Here is a 24,753-nt window from a genome sequence, read left to right as displayed (position 1 = left end):
TTGCCCCATGAAAGAACTGATACGCGCCAATGACGCGGTGCTGTTGTCCTACGCGACCAGCCTGCTGAAGGATGCCGGCATTCACTGTCTCGTTATGGATCAGTCCATGAGCATTCTTGAAGGTTCGCTCGGATTGCTGCCCCGGCGCCTGATGGTGGAGGCGGACCGGGAGCCGGCAGCCCGGCGTCTGCTGACCGATGCGGGACTTGGCGCCGAGCTGAGGGACGGCGATGACTGAGACGCTGGATGCCTTCCATCGCGGCCGCTTCCACCTGCTGCAGCCGAAGAACGGCGGTCACCGGGCCGGCATGGATGCCATGATGCTGGCGGCGCTGGTGGCCGATGACCGGCCGGTGCGGGTCGCGGATCTCGGCGCCGGCGCCGGTGCGGCCGGGCTCGGCGTTGCCGCGCGCCTGCCGCTTGCCGAGGTGACGCTGGTCGAGCGCTCGCCGCTGATGGCCGATTATGCGCGCCGCACGGTTGCCCTTGCGGAAAACGCCTTTCTGGCGGGCCGCGTGCGGGTGGTGGAGGCGGATGTGACGCTGAAGGGGCGGGCGCGCGTTGCGGCGGGCCTCGCCGACGATCACTTCCATCATGTCATCATGAACCCGCCCTTCAACGACGGGCGCGACCGCCGCACGCCGGATGCCCTGAAGGCGGAGGCGCATGCGATGACGGAAGACCTGTTTGAAAGCTGGGTGCGCACCGCCGGCGCGATCATGGTGCCGGGCGGGCAGTTGTCGCTGATCGCCCGGCCGGAATCGGTGGGCGAGATCCTCGCCGCCTGCGGCCGGCGCTTCGGCGGCCTGGAGCTCACGGCCATTCATCCGCGTCCCGGCGAGGAAGCGATCCGCCTGCTGGTCACCGCGATCAAGGGCTCGCGCGCCCGGCTGAAATGGCGTGCGCCGCTCGTCATGCATGCGGAGGAAGGCCACGCCTTCACCGCTTTCGTCGATGACCTGAACAACGGTCGAAAGGCCTATCCGCGCCGCTGACGGCGCGCCCTGCCGCCTTTGCCTATCCGGCCGCCCCGGTCAGCACGTCGGCGACCAGTTTCAGGTTCAGCCCGGTGATCAGCAGTGCAATGGCCAGTGCGGTGATCGTCACCCAGCGCGGGGCTGTCATCGCGCCCATCTTGCGGCGGCTGGCGGTGAAGAAGACCAGCGGAAAGATTGCGAAGGGAAGCTGGAGGCTCAGCACCACCTGGCTGAGGATAAGCAGTTCGGCGGTGCCCTTCTCGCCATACCACAGCGCCACCAGGGCGGCCGGCACGATGGCAAGCGCCCGCGTGACCAGCCGTCGCATCCAGGGCTTGACCCTGAGCTTGACGAAGCCTTCCATGACGATCTGGCCGGCGAGCGTGGCGGTGGTGGTGGAGTTCAAGCCGCTGCACAGCAGCGCCACGCCGAACAGCACCGGCGCCAGCGCGCTGCCGAGAAGGGGCGCCAGCAGCGTGTGCGCATCGCCAAGCTCTGCCACATCGATTTTGCCATGTGCATGGAAGGCGGCGGCGGCCAGAATGAGGATCGCCGCATTGACCAGCAGCGCGAAGGAGAGCGCCACGGTGGAATCCAGCGTGCTGTAGCGCAAGGCCTCGCGCTTGCCGGCCGTATCCTGCGGCAGTTTTCGCGTCTGCAGGATGCCGGAATGCAGATAGAGATTGTGCGGCATCACGGTCGCCCCGATGATGCCGATGGCGATGTAGAGCATTTCCGGGTTCTGCACGATGCTGCCGGAGGGCAGGAAGCCGAGCCCCACCCCCGCCCAGTCCGGTCGCGCCAGCAGCAGCTGGATACCGAAGCAGGCGCCAATGATCGCTGTCAGCGCAATCACGAAGGCTTCGATCCAGCGAAAGCCGAGCTTCTGCAGCATGAGAACCAGGAAGACGTCGAGCGCGGTGATCAGCACGCCGGTTTCCAGCGGGATGCCGAACAGAAGCTGGATGCCGATTGCCGTGCCGATCACCTCGGCAATGTCGGTGGCGACGATGGCGATTTCCGCCAGCAGCCACAGCACAATCGTGACGGGGCGCGGATAGCTGTCGCGGCAGGCGCGGGCAAGATCCCGGCCGGTGGCAATGGCCAGGCGGGCGGCCAGTGCCTGCAGCAGCATGGCCATCAGGCTGGAGGTGAGCACCACGAAGAGCAGCGTGTAACCGAACTGCGAGCCGCCGGCGAGCGAGGTCGCCCAGTTGCCGGGGTCCATGTAGCCGACCGCAACCAGATAGCCGGGGCCGATGAAGGACAGCGCCTTGCGCCAGCCGGGGCCTTGCCGGGTGATGCGGATGGAGCCGTGCACATCCGACAGCGCCGGCGAAAGCGCCGGATCTTCCGCTTCCTTGCGCCAGCCCGTGCCTGTTGCCTGGTCCATGCCTGCCTCCGTGCGTCGTATCACCGCCAGACAATCACTAATGCAAATAATTCGCAATAGCAGATTTCAGGGGGGCGCCTTCGCTTCGGCAGCGGCATGTGCCGCGGCTGGCTGAGAGCGGTTCTGACGTGGATTTTATGGCGCCAGCCATTGCGCCGGCCGTTCCGCTGCATACATCTCGGCAAACAGGTTGATGCAGGAGACGACATGGCAGGGTTCTGGACGCGGTGGATACCGAAGCGGCTGCGCAAGGAAGGCGTCACCATTCCCGTGGTTCGGCTGCATGGCACGATCATGGCCGGCGGCAGCCAGTTCCGCCCGGCGCTCAATCTTGCCAATGTCGCCGGTGCGCTGGAGCGGGCCTTTTCGCGCAAGGATGCGCCGGTCGTTGCCATTTCCATCAATTCGCCGGGTGGCTCGCCCGTCCAGTCGCGGCTGATCTACCAGCGTATCCGGGCGCTGGCGGAGGAGAAGAACAAGCGCGTGCTGGTCTTCGTGGAGGATGTCGCGGCCTCCGGCGGCTACATGATCGCGCTTGCCGGCGACGAGATCCTGGTCGATCCCACCTCCATCGTCGGCTCCATCGGCGTGGTATCGGGCGGCTTCGGCTTTCCGGAGCTCTTGAAGAAGATCGGCGTGGAGCGGCGCGTCTATACGGCCGGCGAGAACAAGGTGATCCTCGATCCCTTCCAGCCGGAAAAGGAAGGCGACATTGAATATCTGAAGACGCTGCAGCTCGAGATCCACAAGGTCTTCATCGACATGGTGAAGATGCGGCGCGGCGAGCGTCTGGCCGATGACGCGACCATTTTTTCCGGCCTGTTCTGGACCGGCCTGCGCGGCGTCGATCTTGGCCTCGTCGATGGGGTGGGCGAGATGCGCGAGGTGCTGAAGCGCCGTTACGGCCCGAAGACCCGGCTCGAACTGGTGGGCGCCAGCCGCGGCCTGTTCGGCCGCCGGGTGCCGGGCGTCATCTTCGGTGGCGCCGATCGCGGCGGCGAGATCGCCGCCTCGGCGGCCGCAGGGCTTGCCGCCACCCTTGAAGACCGGGCATTGTGGAGCCGATACGGACTCTGACCACGGGAGGTTTCATGCCGCAGCTTCTGTTTCTCGCCATCTTGGCCGGCGGGGGATGGCTTCTGTACCGGAAGTTCGTCGCCGATGCGGAAAAACTGGCGCGTCGCCGGCGCGAGCAGGAGCGCGAGCGCGAGACCGGCGCCATCGGCACGCTGGTCAGGGATCCGGCCACGGGCGAATATCGCGTGCAGCGGGAGGATGACTAGCGTTTCGCTGGTTCAGATTGAACCTCGTCAGCCGCGGTCCCTGACGCGCCTTGTCCAGTCACTTCCGGCAAAGCCGACGCCAAGGATCGTGACTGTCGCTGTCTCATCGTCGACCACGAAGCAGATCGCCGCCTCGCGCACCGCAACGGCCCGAAGTCCGGGCCGCACATCATTGCGCAGGCTGCCGATCTTTGGAAAATCGCCGAGCCTGGTGATGAAGCCGGTGATGTCGTCGGTCGCCTTCCTGGCGCTTGCAAGCCCGGCAAAGGGGGCGATGTAATCCACGATGTCGAAGATATCCTGCTCCACCTCAGGATGGCTGACGACATGGTAGTTCATTCTGGCGTGCCGTATTTCTCGTCCAGCCGTGCCTTGATGCGTGCCGCCAGTGAAGAGCCATCCCAGGTCACCCACTGATCCGCCGGCAGGGCGGCGCGGCGGCGGATCTCCTCGGTCATGCCGGCCAGCGGATCGGCGGCATCGTGGTCGCCGAGCAATCGTTCCATGCTGTCGGTCAGCACGCTGTCGATCGAAGGATAGCGGCCTTCCGCCACCAGCCGTTCGGCATGGCGTAGCAGATGTTCGGGCAGTTCGATGGTGGTTTTCACGTTCATGTCGGGCCCTCGCCGGAAGACGGCCAGTCTAGGCGAAAATCGCTTTGCTGTCGCCCCCGTGATCTCGGGGCAGTTGCCCTGTTGGCTCTTTGCGAGCGGCCTCGCGTGGTGCAGACTCACTCTCTGTCAGCCTTTGGACAGAATGATCCCGCTTGTGTTTCTGGTCTTCTGTCGGGGCGCGCCATAGGGACATTGGAAGGCTCGAAATAAAGCCTTGCCGGTTCCCCAGGGATGCGCCGGACGCGGCGAGAATGTGCGACCCTGCTTGACCCTTCCGGCCCGCCGTGGCACCAGACGGCGCACGTTTCATAAAACAGGCCGGACATTGCCATGACCACGTCTCTCGCCCCGCACATGGACCCCAAGCGCTCCTTCCAGGCGCTGATCCTGACGCTGCACAACTACTGGGCCGACAAGGGCTGCGCGGTGCTGCAGCCCTATGACATGGAAGTGGGTGCGGGTACCTTCCATCCGGCCACCACGCTGCGCGCGCTGGGACCGAAGCCGTGGAAGGCCGCCTATGTGCAGCCCTCGCGCCGCCCGTCCGACGGCCGCTACGGCGAAAACCCCAACCGCCTGCAGCATTACTACCAGTATCAGGTGATCCTGAAGCCGAACCCGTCCAACCTGCAGGAGCTTTATCTCGGCTCGCTCGCCGCCATCGGCCTCGATCCGCTGCTGCACGACATCCGCTTCGTGGAGGACGACTGGGAAAGCCCGACGCTCGGCGCCTGGGGCCTTGGCTGGGAATGCTGGTGCGACGGCATGGAAGTGAGCCAGTTCACCTATTTCCAGCAGGTCTGCGGTATCGAATGCTCGCCGGTCGCCGGCGAACTGACCTATGGTCTGGAGCGTCTGGCCATGTATGTTCAGGGCGTCGACAATGTCTACGACCTCAACTTCAACGGCCGCGAGGGCGAGGAGAAGATCTCCTATGGCGATGTCTTCCTGCAGGCCGAGCAGGAATATTCCCGCCACAACTTCGAATTCGCCAATACCGAGATGTTGCTGCGCCATTTCGAGGATGCGGAGCGCGAATGCGCGGCGCTGCTGGCGGCCGGCGCGCCGGGCGACAATGCCAACCAGCGCCTGCACAAATGCGTCTTCCCGGCCTATGACCAGTGCATCAAGGCCTCTCACGTCTTCAACCTTCTCGATGCGCGCGGCGTGATTTCGGTGACGGAACGCCAGAGCTATATCCTCAGGGTCCGCACGCTTGCCAAGGCCTGCGGTGAAGCCTTCCTGCTGACCGATGCCGGCGGCATCAACATCGACAAGAGTGCGGCCTGATCCTTCGCAATCCCGGCGGTCTGTGCCGGGGTTCTCTGTTCAGTCCGCCGTGACAAGCCCGAGCGAGGCGAGCAGCGCCTCGTGCTGGTCGCGCGTCACGATCGCGGCGCGGAAGGATGCCAGCGCCGTCAGGTCGAAATCGTCGAAGCTCGCATGCGAAAGATCCGCATGGTCGAGCGTTGCCCCGACAAGATCGATGTTGTGAAGGCTCGAGCCGAAAAAGCGCGCATGCCGCAGATTGCTGCCGGCCAGCGAGCAGTCCCTGAGGTCGGAGCCTTCGAACACGCTTTCCTGAAAATCCGCAGCCGCGAAGACGGCATATTGCAGCTTGCACCTGGTAAACTGTACGCCGCCGGCGATCACCTGCGTGCGGATCTTGCGCTGCGTGTCGAGATCGAGCTTCGCGCCGGACAGCGCGCAGTCGGCAAAGGACGTCAGATAGGCCTGGCAGCCGATCATGGTGTTGAGGCTGAGATTGCTGCGGCGAAACATGGCCTTCGAGAGGTCGCAGTAGCGCCACTGGGTGCCCGTCTCGCCCTCCGAGAAACTGCAGTCTTCGATCGTGCTTTCCCGGAAGCTGCAATGGTCGAAGACGCAGGCGACGAATCTGAGGCGGCGGAGCACCGCCTCGTCGAAACGGCAGTTGGAAAACCGACAGGCGCGGAAGTCCGCCTCGCTCAGATGCGCCTCCAGCAGGTCCTCACCGTCAAAGTGCGCCCCATTGATGGGGCCCCTGGATCGGATGGCATCGTCCAGTGCAGGCATCCCCGTCTCCTCCGTTCATCGCCGTCATAGCGGAAGGGGAGGAGGCGCGCCACCGCTTCATCCTTCAGAATTCCAGCCCGGCCGCCACGCGGTTTTCGATGCGCACCACCAGACCGTGGATCTTGGCCATCAGCACGTCGAAATCGATCGGCTTGGTGAGATAGCTTTCGGCGCCGGCGCCCAGGCCCTCGATCATCTTTTCCCGGTCGGCCAGTGCGGTCAGGAAGATGAAGGGCATGTTGGAGAATTGCGGATAGTTGATCTGCAGTTCGCCCAGCATGGAAATGCCGTCCATTTCCGGCATGGTGATGTCGGAGATCACGATGTCGGGGCGCTGTTCCAGGATCGTTTCCAGCCCTTCCTTGCCGTTTTCGGCCTGCAGAACATGCATGCCGGCCTCTTCCAGTTCCTCCACGATCAGTTCGCGGACGTCTTTTTCGTCTTCAACGCACAGAACGGTGATCATCTGCTTTTCCTTTGCTTGCGGTGCGGTTCAGTTCGTCACGTCCAGAGGGGCGGGGTGTGTCTCAGAAGGCGGTTTCCTCCAGTTGTGGTTCGATCGAAGGCATGACCGGGCCTGCAATCGGCAGCCGGATGGTGAAGGTGGAGCCGTGGCCGCGCCGGCTTTCCAGCGCAATGTCGCCGCCATGCAGCGTTACCACCTGCTTGACCAGCGAAAGGCCGATGCCGGTGCCGGCAATGCCGGTAGAGGTACGGGCACGGAAATACGGCTGGAACAGCTTCGGAATGTCGTCCGCATCGATGCCGACCCCCTGATCCTGCACCGAAATCATTGCGAAATCCCCCTCACGCCAGCCGCGAATGGTCACGTCCGGCGCGCGTGGCGCATATTTGACGGCATTGCCGAGCAGATTGGTCACCACCTGCGAGATCGCCAGCGCATCGCAGCGGATGACGTCCGGCAGGTCTTCCAGGAAGCCCTGGAAACGGTGGTTCTGGGAAAACATCCGCTGCCGGTGAATGGCCTGCTCGATCAGCTTCTTCAGCGAACAGTCGACCAGCGTCAGCTCCATGCGGCCGGTATCGATGCGGCCGGCGGACAGAATGCTCTCCATCAGGTCCACCATGCGCATCACGGCGGCGCGGATCTGGTGCGTCTTGTCGACCAGGAAGTCGGCCTCGATGCCGCCCTTCTTGCGCATCAGCCGCTGCGCCGCGCCGTCGATGATGGCAAGCGGCGTGCGGAATTCGTGGCTGGTCATCGCCACGAACTGGCGCTGCATGGCATTGATGGTCTTTTCCTGCTTCAGCGCCTCTTCCAGCGCCGCCGCCTGCGCAGCGATCTCGGCGGTGCGCTGCCGCACCGTTGCCTCCAACTCGTCGCGGTTGCGGATCAGTTCCTTCTCGGCCCGCTTGCGCAGCGTGATGTCGGTATAGCTGAGCACATAGCCGCCGCCGCTCAACGGTTCGGAGCGCACGGCCAGCACCTTGCCGCTCGCCCGCTCGCGCTCGAAGCTGTAGGGCAGGCCAAGCTCCGCCTGTTCCACCCGCTCGCGCACCATGGCTTCCACATTGCCGTCGCCATATTCGCCGCGCGTCGCGTTGTAGCGCAGGATGTCCTCGAAGCGGGAGCCGGGCGGAAACTGCTCCGGGGGGATGTTCATCAGGTCGTAGAGCCGGCGATTGGCCATCAGCAGGCGCGAGCGCTTGTCGAACACGCCGATGCCGCCGGGAATGGCATCGAATACCTGCTCCAGCAGGCCGAAGGCCTTGCGCTGGTCGGCGGTGGTGATGGCAAGCTCGGCGTAGAAATCGCCGTCCTCGCCGCCGCGGATGCGCCAGACCTGCACCTTGACGGGATAGACCGTGCCGTTTCGCCGCCGGTGGCGGGCATCGAAGCAGACGCTGTTGCAGTTGCCGGTGAGAAGCGGCGCAAGGTGCCTGCGATAGGTCTCCTCGCCCATATCCACCTTCAGTTGCGCGGGCGTCAGGCGCGTCAGCGCCTCGATGCTGTGGCCGGTGCGGATGCTGGCGGTCTGGTTGGCGCGGATGATGGACAGGCTGAGCGGATCGAAGATGTAGATCTCGTCGGTGGACAGCTCCACCAGATCGATGAGATTGCCGCTCGGCCCGCCGCGATTGATGATGATGCGGGCGATCTCCTGGCCGAGAAGCTGCAGGATGGATTGCTTCTGCGCGCTCATGCGCTTGGCCGTGCGGCCGAAGAACAGGGCGCTGCCGATGATGCGGCCATCCTGTTCGGCGGCCAGCGGCACGGGATAGAAGCTCATCCGGCCCCAGCCCTGCGGAAAGCTGTCGCTGATGTTTTCCGGGTCGATCACCAGGGGGAAGCTGAAATCCTCGCTCTGGCGGTGGTAGATCAGCCGGTGGCCTTCCTGCCCGCATTCGCCAAGATAGAGGGCCGCCTGCGAGGCGAGGTCGAGATCGGCAATGCCGGTGATGACATCGGTGATTTCACTCAGGATGTCGCCCAGCCGCCGGTTGGCCGTCGCGGCTCTAAGAATGTCCCGGCTGGCCAGCAATGCCCAGGGCGGCAGGTTGATCCAGGTTTTGTTCGGCATGCCCGTCTCCGCGCTTTGTGTCCCGAAATATGATCCTAATGCGTGCGGCTTAACTTGACGCGCACGCCTGGCGTTACATTTGAACCAGTGGGGTAACGAACGGGTAAGGAATGGCTCCCATTTTGCGGTGCCGAAGGCGCATGACAGGCCCGACCGAACGCAGTAGGGTGGCGCCGCCCAAGAATGAGGGGGAAATGCCATGTATATCGCACTCGCCGTCCTGGCGGTTGCCGTGCTCTACGTCATCTTTACTTACAATGGTCTCGTGTCGTCGCGTCAGATGGTGGAGGAGGCGTGGTCGGGCATCGACGTGCAGCTGAAGCGCCGCGCCGACCTGATCCCGAACCTGATCGAGACGGTGAAGGGCTATGCCAATCACGAGAAGACCACGCTGCAGGCGGTGATTGACCTGCGCAACCGGGCCCAGGCGGTGCCCGCCGGCGACGTTCCCGGCCGCATCCAGGCCGAAAGCCTGCTGGGGCAGGCGCTCGGCCGGCTGCTCGCCGTATCGGAAGCCTATCCGGATTTGAAGGCGAACGAGAATTTTGCCGAATTGCAGCGTGCCTTGGAGCGGGTGGAAGGCGAAATCCAGATGTCCCGCCGCTATTACAACGGTGCCGCCCGCGCGCTGAACGTGAAGGTGGATAGTTTTCCCTCCAATGTGATCGCCGGCCAGTTCGGTTTCGGCAAGAAGCCCTATTTCGAGATTGCCAACGAGGCGGACCGTGCGGTACCGACCGTCCGGTTCTGATGTTTTTCGCGCCGCCCGGCGCCAGCCGAGATCGACATGACCACCACTGACAAGCTCACCATCCACCCGGTGTCCGGCCCGCTGCAGGGCCGCGTCAGCCCGCCGGGCTCCAAGTCCATCACCAACCGCGCCCTGCTGCTGGCAGGACTTGCCCGCGGCACCAGCCGCCTGACGGGCGCGCTGAAGAGCGACGACACGCGCTACATGGCAGAGGCGCTGCGCGCCATGGGCGTTTCGGTGGAGGAGCCGGATGACACCACCTTCATCGTGACTGGTACGGGAGAGCTGAAGGCTCCGTCCGCCCCGCTCTTCCTCGGCAATGCCGGTACCGCGACGCGCTTCCTGACGGCTGCCGTGGCCCTCGGCAAGGGCCGGTATGTGGTGGATGGCGACCAGCACATGCGCAAGCGTCCGATCCGGCCGCTGGTCGACGCGCTTGCCGCGCTCGGCGTTGCCGTCGAGGCGCCGACCGGTTGCCCGCCGGTGACCATCAATGCGACCGGTGCCTTTGCCAGCAATCGCGTCGTCATCGATGCCGGCCTCTCCAGCCAGTATGTCTCGGCCCTGCTGATGGCGGCGGCCTCGGCGACGGCTCCCTTCGAGATTGAACTGGCCGGTGCGGAGATTGGCGCACGCGGCTATATCGACCTGACCCTTGCCGCCATGCGGGCCTTCGGCGCCCGTGTCGAGCAGCCGTCTCCGTCCGTCTGGCGCATCGAGCCGACCGGCTATACCGCAACCGATTTCCACATCGAGCCGGATGCCTCCGCCGCGACCTATCTGTGGGGAGCCGAGGTGCTGACGGGCGGGCAGATCGATATCGGCACGCCGGCTTCCGCCTTCACTCAGCCGGATGCCCGCGCCCATGCGGTGATTTCCGCCTTCCCGCACATGCCGGCGGTGATCGACGGCAGCCAGATGCAGGATGCCATCCCGACGATTGCCGTACTCGCCGCCTTCAACGAGACGCCGGTGCGTTTCGTCGGCATTGCCAATCTGCGCGTCAAGGAATGCGATCGCATCCGGGCGCTCTCCACCGGCCTCAACGCCATTCGCGCGGGGCTGGCGAGGGAAGAGGGGGACGATCTCGTGGTCGCGTCCGATCCCGGGCTTGCCGGCCAGCATCTGCCGGCCGAGATCGATACCTTTGCCGATCACCGCATCGCCATGAGCTTTGCCCTGGCCGGCCTCAAGATCGACGGCATCACCATTCTCGATCCGGCCTGCGTCGGCAAGACCTATCCCCGCTATTGGGATGCGCTTGCCTCGCTCGGGGTCGGCTTCGATCGGGCCTGACGCCATGCGGGCGGGGCTCTCGCAGGCAGGCTTGCTGCTCGCCCTGCTGCTGCCCCTGCTTTTCGGCGCGGCGGCCGGGAAGGCCGTCGCTGCCGAGGGAATCGAAAGCTACCGCTCGAACATCGATCTCTCCCGTGACGGCACCGTGACCGTCACGGAGACCATCACGGTCAATGCCGAGGGCCGCGACATTCGCCGCGGCATCTTTCGCGATTTTCCGCTCTTCCTGAAAGATGCCAACGGCCGCCTGCAACGGGTCGGATTCGAGGTTTTGTCGGTCGCGCGTGACGGGTCGCCCGAGGACTGGCATACGGAAGCCATCGAGGGCGGCCTGCGCATCTTCATGGGCTCTTCCGAGCGGCTGCTCTCTCCCGGTCGCCATACCTATGAGCTGACCTATCGCACCGACCGGCAGGTGCGCTATTTCCCCGACCACGAGGAATTCTACTGGAACGTGACCGGCACCGGTTGGATCTTTCCGATCAGCCGGGCCTCTGCCGTCGTCAACCTGCCGCCGGGCGTGTCCGCCACGGACATGACGGTCTATACCGGGCGGCAGGGATCGCGCGAAAAGAATGCCCGCATCGGCGGCAGCGCAACGGCGCCGCGCTTCGAGACTACCCGTCCGCTGGGGCCCCGGGAAGGCCTCACCATCGTCATCGCCGTGCCTGCGGGTTCCATCGCGCCGCCTTCCGAGGCGCAGCGGCGCGACTGGTTCCTGCGTGACAACCTCAACCTGATCATCGGTTTCGGCGGGCTTGCGGTCGTCACCCTCTATTACGTCTGGTGCTGGCGGCGCGTCGGCCGCGATCCGCCGAAGGGCGTGGTGGTGCCGCGCTGGGATGCGCCGGATGGTCTTTCGCCGGCGCTCGTCAACTACGTGCACAACAGGGGCTTTTCCGGCGCCGGCTGGGAGGCGCTCTCTGCCAGTTTCATCGATCTGGCCGTGAAGGGCCATGTGACGCTGGAGGATCTCGACAGCCGCATCGTCGTGCGCCGCACCGGCAAGCCGCTGACGGAAACGCTGCCGACGGGGCAGGCCGTGCTGATGCGTGACCTCGGCGGCCCCGGCAGCACCTTCGCGATCGACAGGGACAACGGAGAGCGCGTGCAGAGCGTGGCGCGCAGTTTCCGCTCGGCCATAGAGAAGGAGCATCGCGGCCGCTACTACAAGCGCAATCTCGGCCATGTGATCGGTGGCGCGGTGGTCAGCCTTCTCGTGCTTGCCACCCTGCTCGTCCTTGGCAATGTGCATCCGGACAGCGTCGTGGCGCTTGCTGTTCCGGCGGTTGGCGGGGTTATCTGGAGCCGTGCGGCGGTCAGCGCGGCCCGGGCCTTCATGCGCCGCCGCACCCTTTTCCTGCGGCTGATGGCGGCGATCGGCTTTGCCATCGTCGGCTTCATCGCCTTCAGCGCGGCCGGCTTCTTCGTCGTCAGCATTCTCGGCAGTATCGACAATGGCGAGTGGCCGGTATTTGCCTCCGTCGGCGGTCTGTTCCTGGTCAACGGGCTGTTCTTCGTGCTGATGGGGGCGCCGACGCCGCTGGGCGCCCGACTGATGGCCGGCATCGCGGGGCTGGAGCTTTACCTGACGCTGGCTGAAAAGGATCGTCTCAACATGGCCGGCGCGCCAAGGATGTCGCCGCAGCATTTCGAAACCCTGCTGCCCTATGCCGTGGCGCTCGGGGTGGAAAGGCCATGGAGTGACACCTTCAACCTCTGGCTGGCGACAGCCGCCGGGGCTGCCGCCACCTATCAGCCTGTCTGGTATCACGGCGGATCGATCGGCGATTTCGGGTCCGGCATCGGCAGCTTCTCGTCTTCCATGGCCTCCAGCATTGCTTCCACCATCCCGGAAACCTCCTCCTCGTCTTCCTCAGGCTTTTCCGGAGGCTCATCCGGCGGCGGGGGCGGCGGCGGCGGGGGCGGCGGCTGGTAAGTCGTCATTGTCCCATCAGCCCACTCGGCTTTTCGAGTGACAAGCGCCGTCTGGCTTGCTAAGTCCGCCGCAGCCTGAACAACAAGCAAAAAGCCAGTTTCCATGCCCGATCTTCTGCTCGAACTTCGCTCCGAAGAGATTCCTGCCCGCATGCAGCGCAAGGCTGCCGGCGACCTTAAGAAGCTCGTCACCGATGCGCTGGTGGAAGCGGGCCTGACCTACGAGGGGGCGCGCGAATACTGGACGCCGCGCCGCCTGACGCTCGATATCCGCGGCCTGACGGCCCGCTCCGCCGATCAGCGCGAGGAAATCAAGGGTCCCTCCACCAAGGCGCCGGAACAGGCCGTGCAGGGCTTTCTGCGCAAGGCGGGGCTTGCCTCGGTATCGGAGGCGCAGGTCGTTTCCGATCCGAAGAAGGGCGATTTCTACGTGGCCATCGTCACCAAACCCGGCCGGGCTGCGGAAGAAATCATCGGCGATGTGATGCCCGGCATCATCCGCGCCTTCCCCTGGCCGAAGAGCATGCGCTCCGGTGCCGCCTCGATGCCGAAGGGCATGCGCTTCGGCGGCATCGACGGCAAGGGCTCGGAAAGCCTGCGCTGGGTGCGTCCGCTGCAATCCATCCTCTGCCTGTTCGGGCCGGAGCATGACGAGACGCAGGTGATCCCCTTCGAGGTGGATGGCATCGTCGCCGCCAACATCACCTATGGCCACCGCTTCCATGCGCCGGACGCCATCACTGTGCGCCGCTTCGATGATTATATCGCCAGCCTCGAAAAGGCGAAGGTGATGCTGGATGCCGAGCGCCGCAAGGATGTGATCCTGCACGATGCACGCGATCTCGCCTTCGCGAGCGGCCTCGATCTGGTGGAAGACGAGGGGCTGCTTGAGGAAGTGTCCGGCCTCGTCGAATGGCCGCATGTGCTGATGGGCACCTTCGAGGAAGAATATCTGGCGATCCCGGCCGAAATCATCCGCCTGACGATCAAGACGAACCAGAAGTGTTTCGTCACCCGCCGCCAAGGCGGCGAGGGGCTGTCGAACCGCTTCATCCTCGTCTCCAACATCGACGCGAAGGATGGCGGCAAGGAAATCATTCACGGCAACGGCAAGGTCGTGCGCGCCCGCCTGTCGGATGCCAAGCATTTCTGGACCCGCGATCAGGGCAACCTGCCGGATATGGAAACGCTGAAGGCCTCTGCCGAGAGATTCGACCTCGACCTCAGGAAGCCGCTCGATCAGCGCATGGCCAAGCTCGACGCGCTGAACGTCACCTTCCATGCCAAGCTCGGCACGCAAGGGCAGCGTGTGGCGCGCATCCGGGCGCTCGCCGCCAGGCTCGCGCCGCTGGTCGGTGCCGATGCGGCGCTCGTTGATCGTGCCGTCGCTCTGGCCAAGGCCGACCTGCGCACCGAAGCCGTCGGCGAGTTTCCGGAACTGCAGGGCCTGATGGGCCGCAAATATGCGGCTCTGCAGGGCGAGCCGGACGAGGTGGCGGCCGCCATCGAGGATCATTACAAGCCGCAAGGCCCCTCCGACCGCCTGCCGGAAGGCAAGGTGGGCCTCACCGTGGCGCTGGCCGACAAGCTGGACACGCTCGTTGGCTTCTGGTCGATCGACGAAAAGCCGACCGGCTCCAAGGATCCTTATGCTCTGCGCCGTGCCGCGCTCGGCGTCGTGCGCATCATGCTGGAGCGCAAGGTGCGGCTGCGTTTGCTCTCGGTGATCGGCGATGGCGACCTTCTCTCCTTCTTCCACGACCGCCTGAAAGTCTATCTGCGCGACATGGGTGCCCGCCATGACCTGATCGACGCCGTGCTGACGCCAGCGGCCGACGATCTGCTGCTGGTGGCCCGCCGCGTCGAGGCGCTGACGGCCTTCATCACCTCCGAGGACGGCAAGAACCTGCTGGCCGGCACCAAGCGCGCCACCCAGCTTCTCGCCGCCGAGGAGAAGAAGGGCGCCGTGGTTGCCGATGGCGTGTCCGACGAACTGCTGAAGCTTGAGGCCGAAAAGGCGCTCTATACCGCCGTGCGTGCCGCCTCCGCCAAGGCCTCCGATGCCATCGTGCAGGAAGACTTCCGCTCTGCCATGGAAGCGCTCTCCACGCTGCGCGGCCCGGTGGACCGCTTCTTCGAGGAGGTGCTGGTCAACGACGAGGACCCGGCCATCCGCGCCAACCGTCTTGCCCTTCTCTATGCCGTGCGCGAAGCCACCGGCACCGTGGCGGATTTTTCCAAGATCGCCGGCTGAGTGTTGCAGGACCCCGCTTCGGCGGGGTCTTCTGCATCTGCCTTCCTGTTTGTCGGCGCTGTGTGTTACATTGGGTTCGTCAGGTTCAACGCTGGACGCTTCCGATGAACAAGCCCTTTCACATCATCTTGGATGAGCCGCTTGATCGCTTTGTCGATGAGCAGGTGGAAAGCGGTCGCTTTTCTTCGCCGCAGCAGGTCGTGGAAGCGGGGCTTCGGCTGCTGGAGGAAGAACAGGCGAAGCTGGAAGGGCTGCGCAATGCGCTGATTGAGGGAGAGAACAGCGGACCTTCCGTGGCCTTCGACCCCGAACATCTGATGGCCTCCGCGCGGGAGAGATGGAAGAGCCGTGGCTGACGTCCGGCTCAGTCCCGCCGCGCGACGCGACTTTCTCGATATTGGCGACCGGACGCGGGATCGATGGTCCGAAGCCCAGGCCGAGCGCTATTTGAACCGGATCCTGGAAACGATCGCCGAGATTGGCCGCCATCCCTTCGCGGGTGGCGATGTCAGCTGGGTGCGTCCGGGCTATCGTCGACGGCGGGCCGGCTCCCATCTGATTTTCTATGTGATTCACGAAGACGACATGATCGAAGTGATCCGCATTCTTCATGAACGCTCCGACGTGCTCCGCCAACTGGAAGTATGAAATCATGTCCTCCAACATCCTCATCAGCGCCTGCCTGCTTGGCCAGCCTGTCCGCTATGACGGGCGCGGCATGCTGCTGTCGCACCCGGTACTCGCGCGCTGGCAGGGGGAGGGGCGGCTGGTGTCCTTCTGTCCGGAACTGGCCGGCGGCATGGCCGTGCCCCGTCCGCCGGCGGAAATCGAGGCCGGGCAAACCGGCGAGGATGTGATTGCCGGGCGTGCCCGCGTGCTGGAAGTGACCGGCGGTGACGTGACCGCGGCCTTCCTGAAGGGGGCCGAAAAGGCGCTCGCCTTTGCCCGTGAAAAAGCCTGCGCCTATGCGCTGCTGATCGACGGCAGTCCGTCCTGCGGTTCGCTGGCGATCTATGACGGCAGCTTCTCCGGCGTGAAGCATGCCGGCCAGGGTGTCACGGCCGCTCTGTTGAAGAGGGCCGGCATCGGCGTGTTTTCCGACCGGGAGATCGAGGTTCTGGCCGCTCTGACCTGACGATATCGCAACAAAAACGCCGGATCGCTCCGGCGTTCTTGTTCGGGTCTGGTGATGGACGGCTCAGCCTGCCATGCGCATCCGCTGGCCCTGATGGCCGCTCTGCTGGCTGGTGCGGAAGCCGCGGATCAGCTCCAGAAGGTCGCCGGTATCATTGGCCAGAACCTCTGCCGAGGCGGTGGTTTCCTCTGCCATGGCGGCGTTCTGCTGGGTGGCGGTGTCGAGCTGGTTGAGCGCGGAGGAGATCGAGCGCAGCGTCGTGTCCTGCTCCTGGGCGCTGTGGGCGATGCGCGAAACCACGTGGTTGGCGCCCTCGATCTGGCTGGAGATGCGCTTCAGCGCCTCGCCGGCCTGGGCAACCAGCTGCACGCCATGCTCCACCTGGCCGGAGGAGCGGGAGATCTGGTCCTTGATCTCCTTGGCGGCGGCGGCGGACCGCTGGGCCAGTTCGCGCACTTCCTGTGCGACAACCGCAAAGCCCTTGCCGCTCTCGCCGGCGCGCGCCGCCTCCACGCCGGCATTCAGTGCCAGCAGGTTGGTCTGGAAGGCGATTTCGTCGATGACCCCGATGATCTTCGTGATTTCGGAAGAGGACTGCTCGATGCCGCTCATGGCGTTGATTGCCTGTTCGACGATCGAATCGCTCTGGCGGGCTTCCGAACTGATCGTCTGCACGCGCTGGGCCGCTTCCCTGGCGCCATCGGCGGTCTGGCGTACGGCCACGGTCAGTTCGTCGAGGGCTGCGGAGGTTTCTTCCAGATTGGCTGCCTGGCGCTCGGTGCGCTGGGCAAGCTCGTTGGAAGCACGGCGGATCTCTTCCTTCGAGACGCCGATATCGTTGCCCTTCAGGTTGACGCGGGCCATGGCCTGTTCGAGGCGCGACAGCGCGTCGTTGAAGTTGTGGCGCAGGCCCTCGTACTTGCCGCCCAGATCCTCGCAACGCACCGTCAGGTCGCCCTGCGCCAGACGTTCGAGCGCCGAGCCGATGGTGGCGACCACATGCGCCTGGGCGCGGGCCTCCTCGCGCTGCATGTCGATGCTGCGTTCGCGCTCGCTCTGCAGTTCCTGCTCCTGCTGCTTCTGGCGTTCGGCCAGTGCATGGCGCTCGCGGATCTTTTCCTGCAGGGCCCGGGTGGCCTTGGCCATCATGCCCACTTCGTTGCCCATGTCCGTATGCGGAATGGCAATGCCGGTATTTTCATCGGCGACGGCGCCCAGCGCATCGTGGATGGCATTCAGCGGCCGGGTGATGCCTCGGATCACGTAGTAGGCACCGGCCAGCGCGGCAAAAAACAGAAGGGCAGAGCCGCCGATGGTCTTGATGATGGTGTCGCGGATATCGGCCTTCAGGTCGTCGGTATAGAGACCGGTCACCACGACAAGCTTCCACGGCTCGAAGGCCTTGCCATAGGAGGCCTTGGGATAGCTGTAGTCGTTCGGATCCTTGCCCGGCTTCGGGCCGATGAATTCCACATAGCCGCCGCCGGCGCGGCCGAGCTTCACCAGTTCGTCGCGATAGAGGAAGCCGTTGGGGTCTCCCTTGCCCTTCTGCGAGGCCCCGACCAGCTTCTGGTTGGGATGGAAGATCATGGTGACGTCATAGTCATAGGCAAAGAAATAGCCGTCGGGCTCGAAGCGCATCTTGGTCAGCAGGGCGAAGGCGCGCTTCTGTGCCTCTTCCACGGGAAATTCGCCGGCAACGGCGCGGTCGTTGAAGTCCTTCATCACCGAAAGCGCCGTTTCCACCTGCGTGCGCAGCATCTCGTAGCGCTCGTGGTAGACGGCATTGGTGGAGGACCGGATCTGGAAGAAGGTCATGGCCGCAAAGACCGCCATCATCGCTCCCACCAGCAGGAAGAGCTGGAGAGAAATCCGCATGTTTTTCATGGATACCACCGCGATTGGTCGTCGCCGGGAACCTCTGCCGGGGGATTTCCGGGGCATGAGGGCGACAACGTGTTTCGTTACCGCGCCTTCTGCGCTTGACGGATGCTGCAGCGCACCCCGACCCGGTTATAGGGCTTAACGCTAAACAAACATCTAATGCATCAGTGGTTGTGCATATTCGGGATGCGCAATCCGGATATCGTGGTGCCGGGGCACTGTCGGTCGAGAGGCCGGACGGACGGCGAGTCGTCAGGGGGAGAGACGCAGTTCGAACCCGGAAAAGCTGGGGGCGGCCTGTCCGGCGGGAAGGGGCGCATCGGGCAGGACCGGCGCGGCATTTTCCGCACCGGAACGCACGGCGGCAGTGGTGCCGGCATCGACGCCATCGCCGGCAACCATGGGTGCGGGTGTCTGGCGCAGTGCCATGATCCGTTCCTCCTCGCCGATGAACAGCGGGTTGAGGCTGACGAAGGTGACCGGCGATCCGCCCATCCAGGCTTCCGTGCGCAGCAGCGCCTTCTGGCCGTGCCGCTCGGCGATGCTGAGGATCTGCTGTCCCTCCGGCAGGCGAAGGCGCGTCAGCGATGGCGAAGCGCCGTCATCGGGCACAGACTGGCTGCAGCCTGCGCAGCCAAGCGCAACCAGGCTGGGCGCATCGGCAAGCGGTGCGGCGGACAAACGCTCGATCGACCCGGCCAGCGCCGGCGGTGCGGCAAGCACGCAGAAAAGCAGCAGAAGGTTGCGATGCATGGCGGCGCGTCTCCTCGAATGAGGAGCCAAGGCTAGCGGTCTTTCCTTTCCAGCCGGTCAGGAAATGCGGTTAAGCGCAGGTTAAGCGCGCAGCCCTGCCGCGCCCATCACGCCTCACGTTCGATGGCGCGCCAGCCGATGTCGCGGCGGCAGAAGCCGTTTTCCCATTCGACGCGGTCGACGAGCGCATAGGCCCGCGCCTGCGCCTCTGCCACCGTCCGGCCCATGGCCGTCAGGTTCAGAACACGCCCGCCGGTTGCCACCAGTTGCCCGTCCTTCAGCGCGGTTCCGGCATGAAACACACGGGCACCCTCTTCCGCCTCGGGCAGGGCGGTGATCGGCGTGCCCTTCTCATAGGCACCGGGATAGCCCTTCGAGGCCATCACGACCGTCAGCGCCGTCTCGTCGTGCCATTCGGCGGTGACCTGATCGAGCGTGCCGGTCGCGGCGGCATGAAGGATCGGCAGAAGATCGCTCTTCAGCCGCATCATCAGCACCTGCGTCTCCGGATCGCCGAAACGCACATTGTATTCGATGAGTTCCGGGCCCTTGGCGGTGATCATCAGGCCGGCGAAGAAGACGCCGGTGAAGGGATGGCCGCTTTCGGCCATACCGCGAATGGTCGGCTCGATGATCTCCGTCATCGTGCGTTCCACCATCTCTGGCGTCATGACAGGGGCGGGGGAATAGGCGCCCATGCCGCCGGTGTTCGGGCCCGTATCGCCATCGCCGACGCGCTTGTGATCCTGCGCGGTGGCAAGCGCCAGCGCCGTCTTGCCGTCGGAGAGGCAGAAGAAGCTCGCCTCCTCGCCATCCAGATAGGCTTCCACCACCACTTCGGCGCCGGCCGCGCCAAAGGCGCCGGCAAAGCAGTCATCGACTGCGGAAAGTGCCTCGTCGAGGGTCATGGCCACCGTCACGCCCTTGCCAGCGGCAAGCCCATCGGCCTTGACGACGATGGGTGCGCCCTGTTCTCGGATATAGGCCTTGGCGGGCTCGGCCTCGGTGAAGCGCTGGTAGGCGCCGGTCGGAATGCCGTAGCGGGCGCAGATGTCCTTGGTGAACCCCTTGGATCCTTCCAGCTGGGCTGCCGCCTTCGACGGTCCGAACACCACGAAGCCTTCCGCCCGCAGATCATCGGCAATGCCGGCCACCAGCGGTGCCTCCGGCCCGACGACCACGAAATCGATTGCCGTGTCGCGGCAGAAGGCGATGACGGCGGCATGATCCTCGACATTGAGGGCAACGCATTCCGCCACCTCTGCAATCCCTGGATTGCCGGGGGCGGCGTAGAGCCTGGTCAGCCTGGGCGACTGCGCCAGCTTCCAGGCCAGAGCATGCTCGCGTCCCCCGGACCCAATCAGAAGAACCTTCACGTCTTTCCCCTTTTGCCATCGCCACCGGATGTCCTGCGCGGTTAAGGGGAGGAGGGCAAAAGGTCAAGCGGCCTTTCCGTCCGTGCGGCGGCGATGGGCCATCCAGGCAGAGAGCGGGCCGATGCCGAAGCCTGGATCGGGTGCCTCGTCGAGCATGTGGATCAACTCGAGCGAATGTCCGTCCGGGTCCTTGAAGTAGACAGACAAAGAGGGTGCCCAGCCAATGACGACCGGTTCCTCGGTGGGGTTGCCGTGGAAGTCGAGCGGTTCGATCCCGCTGCTTCGCAATGTCTCGCTTGCAGTGATCACGGCCTCTTTTTGCGTGCGGAAGGCGAAGTGAAGCCGCATCTGCAAGGGGCCGGTTCCAACCTGCCAAAGACCCAACATTCCGATCTCTCTCCGTCCGACCCAGAAGAAGGCAATCTGGCGCTCGGGAATCTCGGTTGCCAGCTCAAGGCCCAGCCGGTCGCGATAAAAGGCGATCGAGCGGTCGAGATCCCGCACCGGCAGATGCGTTTCATAGACGCCGGTGATGCTGGTGGCGATGGGTTCGGATTGCATGTCTGTCTCCCAGAATGATGTCTGCGAGCATTTTGATAGAACCTCAACCATGGTTGAGATCAAGCGGTTTTTGCAGGGATTTCCGTTCGGTCAGTCCTCGGCCGGCGCGAGCATGTGTGGATGGCGGGTCCTGGCCATTGCCTTGACATCATCGATGGGTACATTCGCGTACCTTTCAAGAACCAGGAAAGAAAATGGCCGCCGACATCAAATCCATCGCCGCAACCATTGCCGCCGAGATCAATGCCCGCCCGGACCAGGCGGTTGCTGCCATCGGCCTTCTGGACGAGGGGGCGACGGTGCCTTTCATCGCCCGCTACCGCAAGGAAGTCACGGGCGGGCTGGACGATACGCAACTGCGCAATCTCTCCGAGCGACTGGTTTATCTGCGCGAGCTGGAAGCCCGGCGCAGCTCGATTGTCGAGAGCATCAACAGCCAGGGCAAGATGACCGACGAGCTGGCGGTGAAGCTTCAGCGTGCCACCACCAAGGCGGAGCTGGAAGATCTTTACCTGCCCTACAAGCCGAAGCGGCGCACCAAGGCGGAAATCGCGCGCGAGCGGGGGCTCGGGCCGCTGGCTGATGCCATCTGGGCCGATCGCACCGCCGATCCGCAGAAGCTGGCGGAAAGCTATCTCTCCGCCGAGGTAGCGGATGTGAAGGCAGCACTTGAAGGCGCCCGCGATATCGTGGCCGAAACCATCACCGAGAACGCCGAGTTGCTCGGCCGCCTGCGCCAGCACATGCGCGACACCGCCACGCTCCGGGCCAGGGTCGTGGATGGCAAGCAGGAGGCGGGCGCCAAGTTTTCCGACTATTTCGACCATTACGAACGCTGGGCAACGACGCCGGGCCACCGGGCGCTTGCCATGCTGCGCGGCTGGAACGAGGAAGTGCTGACGCTGACCATCGAGGTGGATCAGGACGATCCGTCGCCGATCAAGCCCACCCAGCGCATGATCGCCGGCGCCTTCCAGATCGGCGACAAGGGCCCGGCCGACCGCTGGCTGATGGAGGTCGCCGGCTGGACCTGGCGCGTCAAGCTCTCCATGTCGCTGTCGCTCGATCTGATGCGCGAACTGCGCGAGCGTTCGGAAGAGGAGGCAATCCGCGTCTTTGCCCGTAACCTCAAGGATCTGTTGCTGGCCGCTCCCGCCGGCTCGCGCGCCACCATGGGGCTTGATCCCGGCATCCGCACCGGCGTCAAGGTGGCGGTGGTCGATGGCACCGGCAAGCTGGTGGAGACGACGACCGTCTATCCCTTCCCGCCGAAGAATGATGTGCGCGGCACGCAGGCGGAACTCGCCAGCCTCATCCGCAAGCACAAGGTCGAACTGATCGCCATCGGCAACGGCACCGGCAGCCGCGAGACGGAAAAGTTGGTGGCCGACATGCTGGCGGCACTGCCCGCCGGCACCAAGCCCACCAAGGTCATCGTGTCGGAAGCGGGGGCCTCGGTCTATTCCGCCTCCGAACTGGCGGCGGCGGAATTTCCCAATCTCGATGTGTCCCTGCGCGGTGCCGTTTCCATCGCACGCCGCCTGCAGGATCCGCTCGCCGAACTCGTCAAGATCGAGCCGAAATCGATCGGAGTCGGCCAGTATCAGCACGATGTGGACCAGGGGAAACTGTCGCGCTCGCTCGATGCCGTGGTCGAAGATGCGGTGAACGCGGTGGGCGTCGATCTCAACACGGCCTCCTCGCCGCTTCTCGCCCGCGTCGCCGGTCTCAGCAGGTCGATTGCCGATGCCATCGTCATTCATCGCGATCAGAACGGCCCCTTTGCCAGCCGCAAGGAGCTGCTGAAGGTGTCCCGCCTCGGCGCCCGCACCTTCGAGCAGTGCGCCGGCTTCCTGCGCATTCCGAACGGCAAGGAGCCGCTCGATGCCTCCGCCGTCCACCCGGAAGCCTATGGCGTGGCGAAGAAGATCGTCGCCGCCTGCGGCCGTGATCTGCGCGACCTGATGGGCGACAGTGCCGCGCTGAAGAAGCTCGATCCGCGCCAGTTCGTCGATGAGCAGTTCGGCCTGCCGACGGTGAAGGATATCTTGTCCGAACTGGAAAAGCCGGGCCGCGACCCGCGCCCCAGCTTCAGGACCGCGACCTTTGCCGAGGGCGTCAACGAAATCCAGGACCTCAAGGTGGGCATGCTGCTGGAAGGCACCGTTACCAATGTCGCGGCCTTCGGTGCCTTTGTCGATATCGGTGTGCACCAGGACGGCCTCGTGCATGTCTCGCAGCTGGCTGACCGCTTCGTGAAGGACCCGCATGAGGTGGTAAAGGCCGGCGATGTGGTGAAGGTGCGCGTGGTCGAGGTGGATGTGAAGCGCAAGCGCATCGGGCTGACCATGCGCAAGGATGGCGGCGAGGCGGCGCCGGCCAGCCCGCGTGACAGTCGTGGTGCCGCCGGCGCCATGCGGCACGCGCAGGCCAGACCTGCGAAAGCGGAGAGCAGCCAGCTGGGCGGCCTGGGGGCTGCTCTGGCCGAAGCCCTGAAGAAGCGCTGAATTTTTCAGCTTTGCACGGGAACAATGGCTGCCGGCATCGGTTCGGCGGCTGCGTCGCGGCGCGCCCATCGCGTGGCGAAATTGTGCTTGTTTCCAGCGCGGGACGTACTAGTTTCTTCCGGAATAGTAAGGGTGCCTTAGTATCTCGGAGGTAATGATGGCCTCGTCCTTGCGTCTTCTGGTGGCAAAGATCATCAAGATCGGAACTCTGACCGTCCGTGGACCGGCGGGAGAGGAACGGTTCGGAGGCGGAGGGGGACGCAGCGTGACCCTCCGCTTTACCGATGATGCGGCGGAAGCGGAACTGGCGGCCGACCCGGCCCTCAAGCTCGGCGAGCTTTACATGGATGGTCGCCTCATCGTCGAAGAGGGCGACATCTACGAGTTCCTCGCGCTGGTGAAGGACAATACGCTGAGCGAGGGGCTGACCTTCGGCATGCTGTGGCGCGGGCTTGCCCGCGTCGCCGTCTCGCAATTCCGCAATCGGGTTCCCGTCAACCACAATCGCCGCAATGTCGCCCATCATTATGATCTGGACGAGCACCTGTTCGCGCTCTTCCTCGATCCGGACTGGCAATATTCCTGCGCCTATTTCCATCCCCCCGGCATTTCGCTGGAAGAGGCGCAGCTTGCCAAGAAGCGCCGCATCGCGGCAAAGCTGCTGCTTCAGCCCGGTCAGCGGGTGCTGGAAATCGGTTCCGGCTGGGGCGGCATGGCGATGTATCTTGCCGAAGCGGCGGGCGTTGATGTTACCGGTATCACGCTCAGCCAGGAGCAGCTGAAGGTCTCCCGCGAGCGCGCGGCCCGGCGCGATCTTGCCGGCAAGGTTCGTTTCCAGCTGCAGGATTATCGCACCTTCGAACCGGCCGAGCGGTTCGATCGCATCGTGTCGGTCGGTATGTTCGAGCATGTCGGGCGTACCAACTACCGCAACTTTTTCCGCAAGGTGAATGAGTTCCTCAGCGATGACGGGGTAATGGTGCTGCATTCGATCGGTCAGCCGAGCGTGAGCTACGTCACCAACCCCTTCATCGAGAAATACATCTTCCCGGGCGGCTACATTCCGGCTCTCTCGGAAGTGCTGCCGCATATCGAGCGGGCCGGCCTGCTGGTCTCCGACATCGAGATCCTGCCGATGCATTACGGCCATACGCTGCGCCACTGGCGCGAGCGTTTCCTGGCCCGCAGGGCCGAGGCCGTGGCGCTGTATGACGAGCGATTCTTCCGCATGTGGGAATTCTATCTGGCCGGCTCCGAAATGGCCTTTACCCACGAGAATTTCTTCATTTTCCAGATCCAGCTGAAGAAATCGCGCGACAGCGTTCCGCATCATCGCGATTATATTGCGGTGCAGGAGGAAAAGCTGAAGACATTCGAGGCAACGCGCAAGGCTCTTGAACTGGTCACGTTGTGATATCCGGTTAACAATCTGG

Annotated in this window: 24 protein-coding genes; 14 read left to right on the top strand and 10 right to left on the bottom strand. The window is 64.5% G+C overall.

Annotation, left to right across the window (positions count from 1 at the left end):
- Positions 1-7: 7 nt before the first annotated feature.
- Together KLP42_RS03155 and KLP42_RS03150 are read left to right on the top strand one after the other, a co-directional pair.
- Complete coding sequence (locus KLP42_RS03155; RefSeq protein WP_215564708.1) at positions 8-238, top strand: putative signal transducing protein; 231 nt, start codon at positions 8-10, stop codon at positions 236-238.
- On the top strand, positions 231-995 hold the full coding sequence (locus tag KLP42_RS03150) for a tRNA1(Val) (adenine(37)-N6)-methyltransferase (RefSeq protein WP_215564706.1): 765 nt from the start codon (positions 231-233) through the stop codon (positions 993-995). Before KLP42_RS03155 ends, KLP42_RS03150 begins: the two co-directional genes overlap by 8 nt.
- 22 nt (positions 996-1,017) lie before the next feature.
- On the opposite strand, the gene KLP42_RS03145 is transcribed toward KLP42_RS03150, so the two are convergent.
- Complete coding sequence (locus tag KLP42_RS03145; RefSeq protein ID WP_215564704.1) at positions 1,018-2,370, bottom strand: Nramp family divalent metal transporter; 1,353 nt, start codon at positions 2,368-2,370, stop codon at positions 1,018-1,020.
- Positions 2,371-2,577: 207 nt separating this feature from the next.
- Here KLP42_RS03145 and KLP42_RS03140 point away from each other — a divergent pair, with 207 nt between their 5' ends.
- A complete protein-coding gene (locus KLP42_RS03140) occupies positions 2,578-3,447 on the top strand; it encodes a S49 family peptidase (protein WP_215564703.1) in 870 nt (289 codons plus the stop codon).
- Positions 3,448-3,461: 14 nt separating this feature from the next.
- Positions 3,462-3,653, top strand: coding sequence for a hypothetical protein (locus KLP42_RS03135; RefSeq protein WP_215564702.1), 192 nt, complete (start codon positions 3,462-3,464; stop codon positions 3,651-3,653).
- A gap of 27 nt (positions 3,654-3,680) precedes the next feature.
- On the opposite strand, the gene KLP42_RS03130 is transcribed toward KLP42_RS03135, so the two are convergent.
- Together KLP42_RS03130 and KLP42_RS03125 are read right to left on the bottom strand one after the other, a co-directional pair.
- Positions 3,681-3,992: a type II toxin-antitoxin system RelE/ParE family toxin gene (locus tag KLP42_RS03130; RefSeq protein WP_215564700.1), complete on the bottom strand. Its 312-nt coding sequence runs from the start codon at positions 3,990-3,992 to the stop codon at positions 3,681-3,683.
- Complete coding sequence (locus KLP42_RS03125) at positions 3,989-4,267, bottom strand: hypothetical protein (RefSeq protein ID WP_215564698.1); 279 nt, start codon at positions 4,265-4,267, stop codon at positions 3,989-3,991. Before KLP42_RS03125 ends, KLP42_RS03130 begins: the two co-directional genes overlap by 4 nt.
- A gap of 354 nt (positions 4,268-4,621) precedes the next feature.
- Here KLP42_RS03125 and KLP42_RS03120 point away from each other — a divergent pair, with 354 nt between their 5' ends.
- Positions 4,622-5,557: a glycine--tRNA ligase subunit alpha gene (locus KLP42_RS03120; protein WP_185969788.1), complete on the top strand. Its 936-nt coding sequence runs from the start codon at positions 4,622-4,624 to the stop codon at positions 5,555-5,557.
- A gap of 39 nt (positions 5,558-5,596) precedes the next feature.
- Here KLP42_RS03120 and KLP42_RS03115 read toward each other — a convergent pair whose 3' ends face one another.
- From KLP42_RS03115 to KLP42_RS03105, 3 genes are all read right to left on the bottom strand, one after another.
- Positions 5,597-6,322 carry a pentapeptide repeat-containing protein gene (locus KLP42_RS03115; RefSeq protein ID WP_215564696.1) on the bottom strand — a complete coding sequence of 242 codons (726 nt, stop codon included), beginning with the start codon at positions 6,320-6,322 and terminating at the stop codon, positions 5,597-5,599.
- A gap of 64 nt (positions 6,323-6,386) precedes the next feature.
- Positions 6,387-6,788, bottom strand: a complete 402-nt coding sequence (locus KLP42_RS03110) for a response regulator transcription factor (RefSeq protein ID WP_215564695.1) — start codon at positions 6,786-6,788, stop codon at positions 6,387-6,389.
- A gap of 61 nt (positions 6,789-6,849) precedes the next feature.
- Positions 6,850-8,865 (bottom strand): sensor histidine kinase, encoded by a 2,016-nt coding sequence (locus tag KLP42_RS03105; protein ID WP_215564694.1) that lies wholly within the window; start codon positions 8,863-8,865, stop codon positions 6,850-6,852.
- A 199-nt stretch (positions 8,866-9,064) separates the two neighbouring features.
- On the opposite strand from KLP42_RS03105, the gene KLP42_RS03100 reads away from it, so the two are divergent.
- The 7 genes from KLP42_RS03100 (at position 9,065) to KLP42_RS03070 (ending at position 16,239) form a co-directional block, all read left to right on the top strand.
- The gene (locus KLP42_RS03100; protein WP_215564693.1) at positions 9,065-9,616 is read left to right on the top strand and encodes a LemA family protein; all 552 of its coding nucleotides are present in this window, start codon (positions 9,065-9,067) and stop codon (positions 9,614-9,616) included.
- Positions 9,617-9,652: 36 nt separating this feature from the next.
- Positions 9,653-10,912, top strand: coding sequence for a 3-phosphoshikimate 1-carboxyvinyltransferase (locus KLP42_RS03095; protein ID WP_215564692.1), 1,260 nt, complete (start codon positions 9,653-9,655; stop codon positions 10,910-10,912).
- Between the two features lie 4 nt (positions 10,913-10,916).
- Complete coding sequence (locus KLP42_RS03090) at positions 10,917-12,851, top strand: DUF2207 domain-containing protein (RefSeq protein WP_215564691.1); 1,935 nt, start codon at positions 10,917-10,919, stop codon at positions 12,849-12,851.
- Between the two features lie 102 nt (positions 12,852-12,953).
- Entirely contained in the window at positions 12,954-15,104 is a 2,151-nt protein-coding gene (glyS, locus tag KLP42_RS03085; RefSeq protein ID WP_215564690.1) for a glycine--tRNA ligase subunit beta, read from the top strand.
- Positions 15,105-15,208: 104 nt separating this feature from the next.
- Complete coding sequence (locus KLP42_RS03080) at positions 15,209-15,460, top strand: type II toxin-antitoxin system ParD family antitoxin (RefSeq protein ID WP_215564688.1); 252 nt, start codon at positions 15,209-15,211, stop codon at positions 15,458-15,460.
- Positions 15,453-15,752: a type II toxin-antitoxin system RelE/ParE family toxin gene (locus KLP42_RS03075; RefSeq protein ID WP_215564686.1), complete on the top strand. Its 300-nt coding sequence runs from the start codon at positions 15,453-15,455 to the stop codon at positions 15,750-15,752. Before KLP42_RS03080 ends, KLP42_RS03075 begins: the two co-directional genes overlap by 8 nt.
- A gap of 4 nt (positions 15,753-15,756) precedes the next feature.
- A complete protein-coding gene (locus KLP42_RS03070; RefSeq protein WP_215564684.1) occupies positions 15,757-16,239 on the top strand; it encodes a 2-thiouracil desulfurase family protein in 483 nt (160 codons plus the stop codon).
- A 63-nt stretch (positions 16,240-16,302) separates the two neighbouring features.
- On the opposite strand, the gene KLP42_RS03065 is transcribed toward KLP42_RS03070, so the two are convergent.
- The 4 genes from KLP42_RS03065 to KLP42_RS03050 form a co-directional block, all read right to left on the bottom strand.
- Positions 16,303-18,126, bottom strand: coding sequence for a methyl-accepting chemotaxis protein (locus tag KLP42_RS03065; protein WP_215564682.1), 1,824 nt, complete (start codon positions 18,124-18,126; stop codon positions 16,303-16,305).
- A gap of 249 nt (positions 18,127-18,375) precedes the next feature.
- On the bottom strand, positions 18,376-18,876 hold the full coding sequence (locus KLP42_RS03060; RefSeq protein WP_215564680.1) for a plant virulence effector HPE1-like domain-containing protein: 501 nt from the start codon (positions 18,874-18,876) through the stop codon (positions 18,376-18,378).
- 107 nt (positions 18,877-18,983) lie between these two features.
- Positions 18,984-20,252 (bottom strand): phosphoribosylamine--glycine ligase, encoded by a 1,269-nt coding sequence (purD, locus tag KLP42_RS03055; protein ID WP_215564678.1) that lies wholly within the window; start codon positions 20,250-20,252, stop codon positions 18,984-18,986.
- 63 nt (positions 20,253-20,315) lie between these two features.
- Entirely contained in the window at positions 20,316-20,813 is a 498-nt protein-coding gene (locus tag KLP42_RS03050) for a VOC family protein (protein ID WP_215564676.1), read from the bottom strand.
- Between the two features lie 194 nt (positions 20,814-21,007).
- Here KLP42_RS03050 and KLP42_RS03045 point away from each other — a divergent pair, with 194 nt between their 5' ends.
- Both KLP42_RS03045 and KLP42_RS03040 read left to right on the top strand, forming a co-directional pair.
- Positions 21,008-23,320: a Tex family protein gene (locus KLP42_RS03045; protein WP_215564674.1), complete on the top strand. Its 2,313-nt coding sequence runs from the start codon at positions 21,008-21,010 to the stop codon at positions 23,318-23,320.
- 157 nt (positions 23,321-23,477) lie between these two features.
- A complete protein-coding gene (locus KLP42_RS03040; RefSeq protein ID WP_215564672.1) occupies positions 23,478-24,734 on the top strand; it encodes a cyclopropane fatty acid synthase in 1,257 nt (418 codons plus the stop codon).
- Positions 24,735-24,753 lie beyond the last annotated feature (19 nt).

The organism is Rhizobium sp. CSW-27 (genome assembly GCF_018760785.1).
Lineage (GTDB): Bacteria > Pseudomonadota > Alphaproteobacteria > Rhizobiales > Rhizobiaceae > Neorhizobium.
The sequence above is the reverse complement of the archived record's forward strand: the minus strand, read 5'-3'. Positions and strand labels throughout refer to the sequence as shown.

Excerpts from the sequence above, each read along its gene's own strand:
- KLP42_RS03155 (WP_215564708.1), top strand. The coding sequence starts at position 8 with ATGAAAGAACTGATACGCGCCAATGACGCGGTGCTGTTGTCCTACGCG.
- KLP42_RS03150 (WP_215564706.1), top strand. The coding sequence starts at position 231 with ATGACTGAGACGCTGGATGCCTTCCATCGCGGCCGCTTCCACCTGCTG.
- KLP42_RS03145 (WP_215564704.1), bottom strand. The coding sequence starts at position 2,370 with ATGGACCAGGCAACAGGCACGGGCTGGCGCAAGGAAGCGGAAGATCCG.
- KLP42_RS03140 (WP_215564703.1), top strand. The coding sequence starts at position 2,578 with ATGGCAGGGTTCTGGACGCGGTGGATACCGAAGCGGCTGCGCAAGGAA.
- KLP42_RS03135 (WP_215564702.1), top strand. The coding sequence starts at position 3,462 with ATGCCGCAGCTTCTGTTTCTCGCCATCTTGGCCGGCGGGGGATGGCTT.
- KLP42_RS03130 (WP_215564700.1), bottom strand. The coding sequence starts at position 3,992 with ATGAACTACCATGTCGTCAGCCATCCTGAGGTGGAGCAGGATATCTTC.
- KLP42_RS03125 (WP_215564698.1), bottom strand. The coding sequence starts at position 4,267 with ATGAACGTGAAAACCACCATCGAACTGCCCGAACATCTGCTACGCCAT.
- KLP42_RS03120 (WP_185969788.1), top strand. The coding sequence starts at position 4,622 with ATGGACCCCAAGCGCTCCTTCCAGGCGCTGATCCTGACGCTGCACAAC.
- KLP42_RS03115 (WP_215564696.1), bottom strand. The coding sequence starts at position 6,322 with ATGCCTGCACTGGACGATGCCATCCGATCCAGGGGCCCCATCAATGGG.
- KLP42_RS03110 (WP_215564695.1), bottom strand. The coding sequence starts at position 6,788 with ATGATCACCGTTCTGTGCGTTGAAGACGAAAAAGACGTCCGCGAACTG.
- KLP42_RS03105 (WP_215564694.1), bottom strand. The coding sequence starts at position 8,865 with ATGCCGAACAAAACCTGGATCAACCTGCCGCCCTGGGCATTGCTGGCC.
- KLP42_RS03100 (WP_215564693.1), top strand. The coding sequence starts at position 9,065 with ATGTATATCGCACTCGCCGTCCTGGCGGTTGCCGTGCTCTACGTCATC.
- KLP42_RS03095 (WP_215564692.1), top strand. The coding sequence starts at position 9,653 with ATGACCACCACTGACAAGCTCACCATCCACCCGGTGTCCGGCCCGCTG.
- KLP42_RS03090 (WP_215564691.1), top strand. The coding sequence starts at position 10,917 with ATGCGGGCGGGGCTCTCGCAGGCAGGCTTGCTGCTCGCCCTGCTGCTG.
- glyS (WP_215564690.1), top strand. The coding sequence starts at position 12,954 with ATGCCCGATCTTCTGCTCGAACTTCGCTCCGAAGAGATTCCTGCCCGC.
- KLP42_RS03080 (WP_215564688.1), top strand. The coding sequence starts at position 15,209 with ATGAACAAGCCCTTTCACATCATCTTGGATGAGCCGCTTGATCGCTTT.
- KLP42_RS03070 (WP_215564684.1), top strand. The coding sequence starts at position 15,757 with ATGTCCTCCAACATCCTCATCAGCGCCTGCCTGCTTGGCCAGCCTGTC.
- KLP42_RS03065 (WP_215564682.1), bottom strand. The coding sequence starts at position 18,126 with ATGAAAAACATGCGGATTTCTCTCCAGCTCTTCCTGCTGGTGGGAGCG.
- KLP42_RS03060 (WP_215564680.1), bottom strand. The coding sequence starts at position 18,876 with ATGCATCGCAACCTTCTGCTGCTTTTCTGCGTGCTTGCCGCACCGCCG.
- KLP42_RS03050 (WP_215564676.1), bottom strand. The coding sequence starts at position 20,813 with ATGCAATCCGAACCCATCGCCACCAGCATCACCGGCGTCTATGAAACG.
- KLP42_RS03045 (WP_215564674.1), top strand. The coding sequence starts at position 21,008 with ATGGCCGCCGACATCAAATCCATCGCCGCAACCATTGCCGCCGAGATC.
- KLP42_RS03040 (WP_215564672.1), top strand. The coding sequence starts at position 23,478 with ATGGCCTCGTCCTTGCGTCTTCTGGTGGCAAAGATCATCAAGATCGGA.